The organism is Celerinatantimonas diazotrophica, assembly GCF_004339545.1.
In the GTDB taxonomy this organism is placed as follows: domain Bacteria; phylum Pseudomonadota; class Gammaproteobacteria; order Enterobacterales; family Celerinatantimonadaceae; genus Celerinatantimonas; species Celerinatantimonas diazotrophica.
In genome coordinates this window covers 509,307-522,042 of sequence record NZ_SMGD01000011.1, presented here as the reverse complement: position 1 = coordinate 522,042, position 12,736 = coordinate 509,307, and the positions used below count along the sequence as shown (strand labels likewise).

At 42.1% G+C, this 12,736-nt stretch carries 15 protein-coding genes; 12 read left to right on the top strand and 3 right to left on the bottom strand.

Going from position 1 to position 12,736, the window contains the following annotated elements; translation table 11 throughout:
• Positions 1-41: 41 nt before the first annotated feature.
• Positions 42-1,310: an Nramp family divalent metal transporter gene (locus tag EV690_RS05485; RefSeq protein WP_131911900.1), complete on the top strand. Its 1,269-nt coding sequence runs from the start codon at positions 42-44 to the stop codon at positions 1,308-1,310.
• Between the two features lie 654 nt (positions 1,311-1,964).
• Here EV690_RS05485 and EV690_RS05480 read toward each other — a convergent pair.
• Complete coding sequence (locus tag EV690_RS05480; protein WP_131911899.1) at positions 1,965-2,993, bottom strand: LacI family DNA-binding transcriptional regulator; 1,029 nt, start codon at positions 2,991-2,993, stop codon at positions 1,965-1,967.
• Between the two features lie 341 nt (positions 2,994-3,334).
• On the opposite strand from EV690_RS05480, the gene EV690_RS05475 reads away from it, so the two are divergent.
• Positions 3,335-4,261 (top strand): dihydrodipicolinate synthase family protein, encoded by a 927-nt coding sequence (locus EV690_RS05475; protein ID WP_131911898.1) that lies wholly within the window; start codon positions 3,335-3,337, stop codon positions 4,259-4,261.
• 521 nt (positions 4,262-4,782) lie between these two features.
• On the opposite strand, the gene EV690_RS05470 is transcribed toward EV690_RS05475, so the two are convergent.
• Entirely contained in the window at positions 4,783-5,430 is a 648-nt protein-coding gene (locus EV690_RS05470; protein WP_131912157.1) for a LexA family protein, read from the bottom strand.
• Between the two features lie 101 nt (positions 5,431-5,531).
• Here EV690_RS05470 and EV690_RS05465 point away from each other — a divergent pair, with 101 nt between their 5' ends.
• The 4 genes from EV690_RS05465 (at position 5,532) to EV690_RS05450 (ending at position 7,933) form a co-directional block, all read left to right on the top strand.
• Complete coding sequence (locus tag EV690_RS05465) at positions 5,532-5,756, top strand: Cro/CI family transcriptional regulator (protein ID WP_131912156.1); 225 nt, start codon at positions 5,532-5,534, stop codon at positions 5,754-5,756.
• Positions 5,757-5,863: 107 nt separating this feature from the next.
• Positions 5,864-6,913 (top strand): hypothetical protein, encoded by a 1,050-nt coding sequence (locus EV690_RS05460; RefSeq protein ID WP_131911897.1) that lies wholly within the window; start codon positions 5,864-5,866, stop codon positions 6,911-6,913.
• A 2-nt stretch (positions 6,914-6,915) separates the two neighbouring features.
• On the top strand, positions 6,916-7,572 hold the full coding sequence (locus EV690_RS05455) for a replication protein P (RefSeq protein ID WP_131911896.1): 657 nt from the start codon (positions 6,916-6,918) through the stop codon (positions 7,570-7,572).
• A 34-nt stretch (positions 7,573-7,606) separates the two neighbouring features.
• The gene (locus EV690_RS05450; protein ID WP_131911895.1) at positions 7,607-7,933 is read left to right on the top strand and encodes a hypothetical protein; all 327 of its coding nucleotides are present in this window, start codon (positions 7,607-7,609) and stop codon (positions 7,931-7,933) included.
• Positions 7,934-8,294: 361 nt separating this feature from the next.
• On the opposite strand, the gene EV690_RS05445 is transcribed toward EV690_RS05450, so the two are convergent.
• The gene (locus EV690_RS05445; RefSeq protein WP_131911894.1) at positions 8,295-9,818 is read right to left on the bottom strand and encodes a DUF2235 domain-containing protein; all 1,524 of its coding nucleotides are present in this window, start codon (positions 9,816-9,818) and stop codon (positions 8,295-8,297) included.
• A 228-nt stretch (positions 9,819-10,046) separates the two neighbouring features.
• On the opposite strand from EV690_RS05445, the gene EV690_RS05440 reads away from it, so the two are divergent.
• The 6 genes from EV690_RS05440 to EV690_RS05420 all read left to right on the top strand — a co-directional run bounded on the left by EV690_RS05440 (position 10,047) and on the right by EV690_RS05420 (position 12,620).
• Positions 10,047-10,574 carry a hypothetical protein gene (locus EV690_RS05440; protein WP_131911893.1) on the top strand — a complete coding sequence of 176 codons (528 nt, stop codon included), beginning with the start codon at positions 10,047-10,049 and terminating at the stop codon, positions 10,572-10,574.
• Positions 10,575-11,016: 442 nt separating this feature from the next.
• Positions 11,017-11,358 (top strand): hypothetical protein, encoded by a 342-nt coding sequence (locus EV690_RS05435; RefSeq protein WP_131911892.1) that lies wholly within the window; start codon positions 11,017-11,019, stop codon positions 11,356-11,358.
• Complete coding sequence (locus EV690_RS05430) at positions 11,321-11,836, top strand: transglycosylase SLT domain-containing protein (protein ID WP_224054902.1); 516 nt, start codon at positions 11,321-11,323, stop codon at positions 11,834-11,836. The genes EV690_RS05435 and EV690_RS05430 overlap by 38 nt, the downstream gene beginning before the upstream one ends.
• Positions 11,829-12,272, top strand: a complete 444-nt coding sequence (locus EV690_RS05425; protein ID WP_131911890.1) for a hypothetical protein — start codon at positions 11,829-11,831, stop codon at positions 12,270-12,272. The genes EV690_RS05430 and EV690_RS05425 overlap by 8 nt, the downstream gene beginning before the upstream one ends.
• The gene (gene lysC / locus EV690_RS18785) at positions 12,166-12,405 is read left to right on the top strand and encodes an Rz1-like lysis system protein LysC (RefSeq protein ID WP_449727715.1); all 240 of its coding nucleotides are present in this window, start codon (positions 12,166-12,168) and stop codon (positions 12,403-12,405) included. The genes EV690_RS05425 and lysC overlap by 107 nt, the downstream gene beginning before the upstream one ends.
• Positions 12,381-12,620, top strand: coding sequence for a hypothetical protein (locus tag EV690_RS05420; protein WP_131911889.1), 240 nt, complete (start codon positions 12,381-12,383; stop codon positions 12,618-12,620). The genes lysC and EV690_RS05420 overlap by 25 nt, the downstream gene beginning before the upstream one ends.
• The last annotated feature ends 116 nt before the right edge of the window (positions 12,621-12,736 follow it).

The following is a 12,736-nucleotide window of genomic DNA, read 5'->3' as shown; positions in this document are numbered from 1 at the left end:
TATAGATATTTAATTCAAACGTGAAAAATTGTAGGTACGATATGGCATCTAAGATGAGAATAGAAACGGCTGAAGTCGAAGGAAGCTCGTATCAGCAAGGTGAGAGAACATCTAATTGGTATAGAGTTTTGCTCTTAATGGGACCTGCATTTGTTGCTGGTGCATGGCGATTTGGTCCTGGAGCTTTGACATCTGCTGTGCAAGCTGGGAGTCAGTATGGATATCACCTTCTCTGGGTGATAGTCGTATCCGGTGTTTTAATGTTTTTTTATAATGATATGTCTGTTCGGATCGGTCTTGCTACTGGAGAGCAATCGTTAATAGATACAATAAAGGAGCATCTTGGACAGAAAATCGGTGTATTAGCAGGAGTTGGCGTATTTTTTATCACATTATGTTTTTCTGTTGGAAACGCGGTCGGGTCAGGAATCGCTCTACAGCTACTCTTTGGAGGGTCAGTTAGTGCCTGGGTTTTAGCTTCCACTGTGACCGTCGGCATTTTAATTGCCATGAAAAATGCATATCGGGCGTTAGAGAAAATGCTTATTGCATTAATAGCAATAATGTCATTAGGGTTTTTGGGATCTGCAGTACTAAGTGACCCAAATTGGGTGCATGTTTCATTGGGATTTATTCCTTCAATACCATCTGACGCTGGATATCTACTTATTGCCTTAATTGGAACGAATTTTTCAATAAATTCTGCATTTTATAGTGGATATTCAATTCATGAAAGAGGGCTTAAGCCTGAGCAATATAAGGGGCTTACGATAGCTGATACAATCCCCGGAAATATAGCAACTGCAGTTATGACCATTTTAGTTATTATTGTGTCAGCTGCTGTCTTTAACGTAACCGGTGAAACAGTCAATAACTTTACTCAGCTTGCTAAGGTTCTAGAACCATTATCCGGGAAAATAGGGGCAATGGTTTTTAGTATTGGCTTTTTTGCTGCAGCTTTCTCTTCTATGGCGGCCAATGCTTCAGCCGGGGGGACATTATTGTGTGATTCGATCGGCTGGGGCAACAAATTATCTTGCTCTAAAGTTAAAATTTTTGTCTATGGAATTCTGATATTTGGAGCATTGGTAGCGATATTCAATAATGGCTCCCCAATTAAGTTAATAATAGTAGCACAAGCTTTGACGGTTCTTGTGGCTCCCTTTCTAGGAATTTTATTATTTATTCTTTCTTCTAAGAAAAACATAATGGGCTGTTTGGCTAACAAGATTATCCATAAAGTATTTGGTTCTATAGGAATATTGGTAATCGTGTTGTTGTCTCTTCGGTTGATCGTAAAATTACTATAGTTGCACAGCTGTGATAGTGCCAAGAGTCCTGCTTTTGGCACTATTTTTGACGAAAATTGTTTGATTCAAAAACTTTTAAGAGCATTTAAATTGCTTATCATGTCATATTTGTAAGTCCTTACTTTTATAAGGACTCAGTTATTACTTAAGTAACTCAATCATAAGGGATTAGCACATGAGCAGAACATATTACACAGAGGGTTTAAAGTCTAAACTGATTGACTAAGTCGCTGAATATTGTCATGGGCTTTGTTCGGAAGAGTGATTATAAATAAATATTAGGTTAAATGAGCAGAGCAAAGGTAGTGAAAAATGGCCTAAAAGCGGAGTTTCTGTAAGCTGAAAATAGAAATAGAGTTAAAGCGCGTGACGATGTAAAAGGAAATATTGAGTGAAGCCGCCAGAGGGGGCAAAGTATTTATTCATCACCGAGCGAGCAAGTGATGTGTCAGCTCCATAGCTGGGACATAGGGTTGTTCAGTTAATAATGCTAGGCGCAACGATGATCTTAACAGAGAGCTATCTGAGTGAGCCTGAAAGGTAGAACTTTTTTCAGCGCGACTGAGAGTATCTAGAGCCCTAGAGGCTTATTTTTATTTATAATAATTTAAAAGTGATTGTCTAAACGTAATGCTTTGTTATCTAACTAAAAGTTTACCCTTTATAAGCAATTGACGAATATCTTGGGATTAAGCTTGGCATCACTTCTACAATATTTTGGGTTCTATCCCCAAATAAAAGCTCAATCGCTTTATAAGCAATAAAATCTAAAGGTATATGGACAGACGATATAGGAGTCGGTAGCATGCTTAACACGGGCGTATCGTTATAACCAATTAGAGCAAAATCTTTACCTGGTAGTAAGTTAAACTTTTTCGCAGCGGACATAACACCCAAGGCTAGATTATCCGTAACCGCAAAAATTGCTGTTGGTCGATCCTCTAGGGCAAAAAGTACATGGCCTGCAGCTTCTCCAGATTCAAAATCGAATCGTGATTGAATACATAATTGTGGGGAAAATTTTAGACCTGCTTCGATTAATGCTTTTTCATATCCTTTTGTTCGTCCCAATGAATTAGATGAATAATTAGGTCCAGCAACAATCCCGATTCTCGTATGACCCAGATCTAGCAAATGACGAGTCGCAATATATCCACCATGAATATCATTTCCTACAACAGAAGCACTTTCATTATCTGTTCTCAAGGCTAATGTGTAAGGTATGCCTAAATCCTTTAGCTTTCCTGTCGAATTATGATCCAATCGAGATGTCGCAAGTATGAGTCCATCGACACGTCTGCCTAGAAGAGATTCAATCGCTTTTTCCTCTTCTTCCAAACTATCACCACAAGTAGCTACAACCGTAAAATAGCCATTATGCTGAGCCACTTTTGCCAATTCTTCATATAAAATTGCCATTACAGTATCAGTCAGATGAGGAACTAATACACCTATGGTCCCCGTTCCCCCTCTTCTGAGGCTAGAGGCCATGACATCTCTTGTATAGCCAAGGTTTTTTGCTACAGCTCTCACTTTTTCTGCCGATTTACTTTTGGATTTAGGTAATCGTTCATCTAGTATTCGCGATACTGTTGAGATACTGACACCAGCAACTCTTGCGACATCTTTTAAAGTCACAGGGAGGGTATTCGTTGAGCCTTTTGAATTAGTTAACTTATTCATTTAAGTAATTTTTTACGGTAAATAAACGGGTTTAATTATAACATTAGTAAGACATTACCTCCAATCGGCAAGGAAGTTATTCTGTTATAACTTCATTCTTTTTTAGCGCTACCGCTCACTCTTCTTCATTTATTTTGAAAGGAATATATTGGATGATTTCTGAGCACCAGATCACGGAAATAAAAAGATCATGTGATTCTACTCATTTATGTGAGTTCAATGGCAATACTTAGCATGTTCTCTTGAATCGACATCGAATCGAAGTATATTCACTAAAAATGAAAACGTTTGCAGTAACGTTTTCATATTGCTGACAAGTGTAAATATATGGGAAATATCTTATGAAACGTGAAATTGATCTGAAAGGCTTAGTTCCGGCCCCTGTAACTCCTTTTACTCTGGATGGCAGTGTTGATTTTCCTGCAATCAAACGCTTAGGTTCATGGTTGGCAAGTGTTGATGGTGTTAAAGGGTTAGTCGTTCTGGGACACGCAGGTGAAGGCACCTATTTGACGTCGCAAGAGCAATGTGAGGTCATTGGTGCATTTAAAGATGCAGTCAATGATTCGATTCCAATTATCGCCGGTATTACTGGAGAAGGAGACATGGTCGCTGCTAAAGAAGCTAAGCGTGCTTTGGATGCGGGGGCTTCAGCAGGATTGTTATATCCATCTCATGGTTGGTTACGTTTTGGGTATCAGGATGGCGCGCCACAAGCACGTTATGCAAGAGTGCATGAAGAAAGTGGATTGCCTCTCATCTTATTCCAATATCCTGATGTCACTAAAGCAACTTATAGTCTGCAAACACTTTTAGATATTGCTAAACAGCCGGGTGTCATTGCCATGAAAAATGGTGTCCGTAATATGCGCCGATGGGATACCGAGATTCCAATTATTCGTCGTGAGTGCCCAGAACTAACGATCTTAACTTGTCATGATGAATATTTGCTTCACACCATGTTTGATGTTGATGGGGCACTTGTCGGTTATGGCGGTCTTGCTCCAGAGCCACTAGTTGAATTAATTGCAGCAGGGAAAGCGCGTGATTATCCTCGGGCTCGTGCTATCCACGATAGATTATTTCCGGTAACTCAGGCGGTTTATCATCGAGGTTCGCATATGGAAGGTACTGTTGCTCTCAAAGAAGGGTTGGTGGCTCGTGGTATTCTCGAACATGCAACGGTTCGCAGCCCTCTGCATCCTTTAAAAGAAGGCGCTCATGAAGAGATTGCAGCTGCACTTCGGTCTGCGAAACTCGTCGATTAATTTGAAAATAGGGTAGCCAGTAAATCGGTTACTGGCTCTTTACTCTGATCGCATTATTGGTGTGGCCTTGATTTAATGATGAGCGTAACTAGGGACTGTTGACCTTTGGTGGTTGAATTTTGTTCAAATTAAACGCATTTTGAACGCGGCGCCTCCTGCGTCGCTTAATGAGTGAAGCAAGCAGGGGGCAACAAAGTTCAGGATGCGTTTAAATGAACCCCAAGGGCAGTATCTGAGAGGAATTTATCCAGCGTTAAACGTTCTTTGTGGAGAATAACTACACGGCACAACGTTTGCCTTGCCTAAATCCCTCTCAGATTTCTGCAAAACTAATCACAAAAGGTCAACAGTCCCTAGTCAGTGATAACCGAATAAAGTGAGAAAATGGCAAGAAGGGATAGTTAGCCACCTCAATAACCCTGATATTGACTCTCATGTTATGAAATTTTCACTTGAAAGGAGGATAGAGTAACCGGAGCTGGGTGCTCCTGGATAAAAGCCGACTGAAAGTCGGCTTGAGGTTATAAATTTTGGGTGACTTGAACGACTTTGCCGATGATTCGACAATTTCCGTTAATTTGGATAGGTTTAAAATCGGGGTTTAAAGGCATCAGGTATTTATAAGGAGGATCCCAAATTAATTTTTTTATTGTAGCTTCTGATGTTCCATCTAAGATTGCCACAACAACTTTTCCATATAGATCTTCGATACAACCATAATTGGGTTCTACGATTACTGTAGAGCCTTCAGGAATAGTTGGCAAACCATTCGGATTTGTCATCGATTCGCCCCGAACCGTTAAAGCAAAAGCTTCTTCGGATACGTGCATCGTAGTATGACTCCAACCTAATACATCGGTCAGCTTTGCACTGGCATGGGTTTCTGTCCATGAACCCGCTTGAACTGAAGAGATAATAGGTACTGCATGTAACTGAGATACATTAGGGATTACAGTTATATCATCGGAGGGGGTATCACCTGTTCCATAGAGTAACCATTCCGGTGTTGTTTTTAACACATCGGCCAACCGATGGAGGTTTTCACCATCTGGCTTGGTTGTTGCTGATTCCCACTTAGTTACAGAGACACGGCTAACCCCTAGCATTTTCGCAAGGCTAGCTTGTGTCATTCCTAACTGAATCCGTCGAGAGCGGATCCGCTCATGCATCTCTTTCATAGTGTAACCAATGTTACATCAAGTTAATGTAACAAGTGTTTGCTAAATGATGTACCTTTTGTTACATTTACCTAAATTGATAAGGAAGTTTTATCGAAAAGGTACGCGTTTTACGGTATTTCGGTTATGTCACTCAAACTGCGTTAGCGTTAGATATCACCCATCCAGCAGTGTCTCGATGGAATGAAATTATTCCAGAAAAACAAGCGCTTCGTATCGCTATGCTGACTCACGGTGCACTGGAATATGATCCCGCGCTTTATCACTGCAATCAGCATAGGCCAAAGACGCCACCTGCGCCACGACAAAGCAAGTAAATCGCTGAGTGTTTTTGGGTATACCGAGTGGCTCGCTATGGCTAGTACGAGTGAAAACTTCTTATCAAGTGGCAAAAGATTCAATTTAAGCAGTAGGTGAAATGAAAATGAGTAATGTCGTTGCTCTTAGACCTGAGTTGATAGCTCCCGATGCGGCGAGTGATCAACGGGTTCAGGATAATAAACAGGGTGGATTTATTGTGCTCTGGCGAAGTTTATTTGAACAGGGTTGGTCTGTGAATGTGTATCGATTAGCTGCGTTTGTTCGGTTATTAGCACGAGCTTCTCATCAGGCGAGGGTAGTCCGTTATAAGTCAAAGAACTGGCAGTTAAGTCGTGGACAGTTAGTGGTCAATGCCAGTGAGTTGGCCCAAGAACTGCGAGACACAAATAACCGTCCGATGACTCGTGCGCAGGTTAAAAGGTTGCTAGATGGGTTTAAGTCTCAAGGCATCATTGAGATGGAGGGGACACCTTTTGGTTCCATTGTAACGATCTGTCACTATGACCAATATCAGTCCGCTGGTTTAGCGATTGCATCCAGACATGCTGATGATCTGGCGCAATATAGTGCGACGGGCGATCACTTCCCCGAGACAGCTGTTGTACCACCTTGCGATCAACCTGATCCTTTGGGGGACAAGGGGGCCGGGCCGAGTGGTGATCAGCCTTGTGTTGCAGGTTGTGATCACCATCCCATAGCAACAACAGAACAACCATTCAAACAATCTAGTCAGAGTAAAGAACTGGGTTCGGACTTGGGTGAGTCCGAACTTAACAATTCAAAATTTAACTTTGATGCAGATGATTTAAAAACAGCTGCGTGGATGGCCAAACGAGTAGTGCAAATTCACCAGCAGGAAAATCTTCCAGGTAAGGTCCCTACGCCTAATCTCAAGAATTGGTCAACGACTATCAGCCGGATGAGACGTATCGACAAACTCACTCATCACGATATCTGTGCCTTGTTTGATTGGTGTTGTCGTGATGATTTTGAGCGAGCTAATGTGCGTAGCCCGGAAAAACTGCGAAAACGTTTTTCGCAACTTTGGTTAAAGGCATTTAGCCAACCTCAGGCACTAGATGACCTTGATAATGACGATGACATGAGTTGGATGGAAGGCATCACAATTTCACCAACCAATGGAGGGCACTAGCAATGCAGACGGTTCAGAACTCAATCGCTCAGCTGAAGGCGAATCCAATACCGGCTGATGAGCAATCAGGGGCGTTGTCACCAAGCGCTGCGGACGGTGAGTTTTTTATCGAAATTTGGCGACAACTGAAAGTAGCTTTCCCCGCTTGGCGGCAAGCATTTGCGAACAAAACCGCGGAGCAGTCAGCGAAGCGGGTGTGGTTAATGGCATTAATCGAGAACGGCGTAACTCGTGATGAGCAGATCCAGATTGGCTTGCGCATGGCGCGCCGGATGGATTCGCCTTTTTTCCCAAGTCCTGGACAATTTATCAAGTGGTGTCGACCCACCCCCGAGATGCTTGGGTTACCGGATAGCGAGACCGCCTATAGACAGGCGGTGGCGTTACGTCCCACCCATCTTGTGGTGAAAGCGGCGATTCGAGCCACACGGTTTGAACGGAGGGCTTTGGTGGAGTCGGAATTTCGCAAAGTTTTTGAGCGCTGCTACACCATTATCTGTCGTCGTTATGCGCGGGGGGAAGATCTTGAGGCGGCCATTGCATCGGCGATTCCCGACAAGGCAACAGCAAAGCCTGTTAGTGCCGAACAGGGGATGAACTATATCGCTGCCACTCGTCGCCGATTAGGGCTGCGAGGCGAACGGACCAAAACAAAATAACTGATAGCTGGATAGCAATTGAGAAGGAGAAAAAATGATGAATCTAAGTCGACCGGAAATGACCTTTCATTGGCGAGAAAGTATAGCTGCTGGCCGAGCGGTGATTACAGAAGAAAAACAACTTGCGCCGCAACCTGAAATTCGTCCTATAGAGGAGTATGAATCAGAAACAATTTTACGAGGCATCTGCGAGCCGGTCCGTTCTAAGAATCTTGAGAAAGCGATGGTGGAATATCTGACCACTCAAGGCTCGATGCGAAGGGTTGCTAAAAAATGGGGCGTGAGCTCAACGACGCTATGTCGCCATTTGGGAATGCTAAATCGAGTGACTCGGGAGAGGTTATTGAGTCATTTATATTAATGAATCCTCATTTATAGGACTCCCCAAGTTATATACTTTAATGGATGATAGAAAAGATCCCAGAAGGTTTTAGTTTAAGAAAGGTATTTTACTGTTTCTTATAAAGTCGAAAAAAATAAACATAAAACAATATTGCCAAAATAAATAGATTCGATAGATGATTAGCTATTGATTAAAAAAGAACAAATTTAATACCTGATGTTAACGAATGCAATTTTCATTTAAAATTGCAGGTTAATTGTGTCTTAATTTTGCAAGATGATGGGCCATGCTTTGCATTATTATAAATATTGAAATAAGTGATTAGATGTTATGTCGAACAGCTTAGGTGCATCTAGAAAATTATAAATGCACCCTTTATCTATTCTTTAATTTTTATTTCAAGGCGAACACTACCATGATTATTAAAGTAGAAATTCCATGCATCATTGGCATATGCATAAAAATAGCCTGATTTCTGAGGAGTGAAGTCATCTAATCGATTACCAATGAGAAATGTCTCATGATTACCTAATAGATGGGGATTATTGGCGGGCTTTAAATTACAAGCAACTGAACCTATCAGACTAAACCAAGGGGATTTTTCATTTCGTTTGGTGCCTGGGATATAAGCTGATGGATTTCTTTCTAGTTTCTTTAAAAGAGATTTAAGTTTGCCAATGGCTGACATTATACAGTGAACTATTTTTTGAAAGTGAAACTTATGGTCGCTCTTCCCATTGGCATCATAAATTAAGTTGTTATCTTTCCATGTGCCAATGGCCTGAAACGAATAGTGTTTTCCTTTTTCTAGCCAGATCCCCGTTTCATTCCATTGCTGGTCGGCATAAATACTCATCGATGTTCCCTGTGGATAGATTGTGTGATTTAAATGATAAGGGGCATCAGAGATGGGGGGAGTAGAATATCGCGCTAAAGCAAATTCAGAGTATTGACTGGATTCGCTGATAAAGTTTGGAATACTCCTGGGCCTTGTTTCGAGTAGCTTAAATATCCCAGTACATGAATCATGTCTCGGAGCTAAGCTGTTTGGATGGATTTGCTCTGTCATTTTTAGCTCAAAGTTTAAATTTGTAGCTTCTGATTCACGAATCATCCAGATGAGGGTGCAATCGGATAGTCCTGTTTCAGGATAGCCGCCACCCACATCGGTATGAACCCCCGGAAACCATTTTTGCACGAGGTCTACATGGTCTTGTTTTGCCTGTGTTTCATCCCATAAGGTTGGCTGAAATGTTTTTCGCTTTTCATCGATGGATAAGGCCTGTCTGGCATGTTTAATGTTTTTACTGAGTTGGGTATTATAAAAATAATATTTTTGCGGATTATCAAATAGCTTTAAAATACCCATTTCATCAGGAATGCCCAACGAGCCAACCGTATCCCATACCCCAATAAAGAAAATTTCGATATTAGTGGTAAACTCCCCATTGCTACTCCAGTTGGCAAGTGGTTGGTTTTTTCTATACCCTAATGAAAAGGCTTTATCTATTTTATGCCATATGTCTGAGTCATCTAATTGCTTAGTTTTCAGCAGTCCGCATTTTGTAATGAATCCCGCTAAACAGCGTACCGTATATGCGCCACGGCTAAAGCCATATAAATAGATATGATCCCCTTCTTGGTAGTTTTCACAAAGAAAGCGATAGGCACTTTTGATATTTCGATTGATCCCTTCGCCTAATCCACCACCAAGAAGTTTCTGTTTGATACTATGACCTGTTCCAACACCGGGGTGGTAATATTTGACTTGTTGGGTTCCATGGTCATCAACTGGTGATAGTGCATTATAGATTCGCACCACATTGGTCGGTGATAAAATATCCCCTGTTTCTTGATCTAACCTATCCCATGTTCCATCACAACAACAAATAATATTTTTCATTATAAGTTAATCTCTTCGCTATATGTAAATGTATATTACATCATTAAGCTTTAGTTATTGTGATCTTTTTTACAAATTAATCAGTAATGGGATAATAAAAGTTGAGCCTTCACTTTATGAAATTTAAATAAAATCACTTGCATGGCTAGATTATTATTATTTTGCTATTGAGTGTTCCACTTATATTTATATCATCTATTACGCGAATAATTTATAAAGAGGTGGCATATGTTGAATAATCCGATTGAAGCTTGGCATGATGCTTTTTGTTCGATTCGTTCTCGTTCTGGTGATGGTAGTAGCGGTATTACTTGGGATGTGATGCAAGGTGAGTTAGCCAAAGTGAAACATGCGATTTTAGCTTTGCCTAAGAAACAACTGGATATTGGGATGGTGATGTTTGCCCCTGATGATGTGCAGGGCAAATACCTTGAGCGAACTGCACAATTTATTTACCGCCAGATGCTGGAGCTTAATCCCAATTGGGGGAAAAGTTTAAAGCAAATCAGACGAGTTTCTCTGTTGGTCGATGTTGTTATGATTAAATGCCGACGAGAGCTGAATGACCCTCAAGCCATGGTCTCTAATACGGAAATCGCCGCGACTATTGGAGTCAGTGCATCAGCATATAGTCGTGATTATCAAGCTTATGTGGAACAGACGGTCGAACAGCTCAAACCCGTGGCAACCGATGCTTTAATGGTGGTTGAAAATGTCTGTTCGAATATTCGTCAGCAGTACCAGATCGCCTGTTGATGTCGCTTTATTTTCATAAAAAGCCATGTGCTATATTCGGGTACCGAAAGACGATCACAATACTCGTTTGATTGATTCTTCAATCAAATCACAGCAAGAAGTGATGGCAAAAGCCCCAAAAGTTAAAAGCTAGTACCTTATTTCCGATGCTTTCTTTTTTTAAAAGCAGCCTTTTGGGCTGTTTTTTGTTTTAAGTGGCTTGCAATTTGTGAACGTCCCACGCATTGTTTATCTAACCTGCTGATGAGTAGGACTAAAAGCCTGTAAATTTCGATTTACGGGCTTTTTTGTATCTGAATAGAGCAAATCGCTGTTTTTTGTTTTGAGTGGCTTGCAATTTGTGAACGTCCCACGCATTGTTTATCTAACCTGCTGATGAGTATGACTAAAAGCCTGTAAATTTTGATTTATGGGCTTTTTTGTATCCGAATAGAGTGAACCTATGAAATTGTTATCTAAAGGGGCGACATTATTAGCCTCCCGTCAAGCGCTGATTGGCTTGAGTTGTGGTGTAGGTTTGGCCGCGATTGGTGTGCTTGCCTGGTTTTTTCACCACAATCCTATTTTTGCATCCTTCGTCAGTTTTGTGATTAGCCTGATTCGTTCTGGAACCGTGGTGTTACTGGCGTGGTTCACCTTGCGTTTTTTTGATCGCAGTAGTCACCTGACATTTTACCAATGGTCGAGCCGTGTTGATGATAAATATCACCAGATTGCCATGGGCCTGTATTTTGGCATGCGCTGCCTTGCTGTATTCCTCGCCTTCGCTATCGGCATGGCATAGCGTTTACGACTGGCGCATTAAGAAGGCCGCTCGGCATTATCTTCCTTATGAGCCTTGGTTGCTTTATAAGGCCCAACTGATTCAGGAATCTTCATTAAACCCTAAGGCCCAAAGCGCCGTGGGAGCTAAGGGAATTGCGCAATTTATGCCGCAGACCTGGATTGAAACGACGCAGGCGCTCGGATTTCACGGTCAGCCAACTGATGTGCGTTTAGCCATTCCAGCCGGGGCCTACTACATGGCTAAATTACGTTATGTCTGGCATTGGCCACGGCCTGAAACTGACCGCTATAACCTGGCGTTGGCGTGTTACAACGTTGGTTGTGGATGGATATTGAAGGCCCAAAAAGCTTGTGGTGATCCATCTTTATATCAACCGATTATGGCGTGTTTACCAAAGGTGATGAAAGACCCGAACGAGACGCTCCATTACGCGCCTAAAATTCGGCAGATATATGAGGAGCTATCTCGTGAGTAAAGTAGCCATATGGGGTTGCCTGGGGTTGGCGTTATTTGCTGCCTTTCAGCAATGGCGACTTGGTGGATTACAGACGGATCTGCGCTTAGCCCATAAAGATATTCAGACATTAATGGTCAACCGTGATGAGTTGGCACAATCGTTATCAAGTTCAGAGGCGAATAACCACGCCCTTAAACAAGAGATCCAACGCCGCGAACAGATCTTGCTCCACAGGAACAAGCAACTGGTCGCGCAGCGTACCCATTTCGCTGAGCTTGCGGAGCAACTGGAAGGACTGAAAAAAACCGATGAAAAAGTTAAATCGTGGTCTATGGTTCGTGTTCCCGATGCTGTTATCCGCTTGCTCGGCACATCCACCTATAGAGAAGGTGATCGTCCAAACAAAGTACGAAAAAATTCTGCCGCCGAGAGAGTACATTCAGCCGACCGTTGACCCCAAACCACCGAGCATCCCCGCAGTGAACGATGCTCTTGTCTATTACGGACTAGATTTACAAGCAGCACTGCAACGCTGTAATGCCGATAAACGGAGCTTAAGACAATGGCAAGCCACACAAGCCAAGTAAGCCAAACTGTTTCGAATGTATCCTCTGGGATTGCCTTATCTCAGAGTGTGCAAAACAGTAGCTTTGCGAAGTCATTGTTATCGGCCTCTTTTGATCAATTGATTCATGGCCAGTTCCATTTTCAGGCTGGCGATATTGTCACCCTGATTGTGACCTCTATTGTGATCTATAACTTTGTAGTGTCACGCATAAAGGGGCGGAAAACTGACATTTAATAAACAATATCCACGACAGTTTTGTTCTGTGCTTGCGGGGTTCGCCCCGCTTTTTTATGGCGACTGGATAGCGATTGAATCACTGGGCAGTGAACTATCTTAATAGGCTTCGCTCG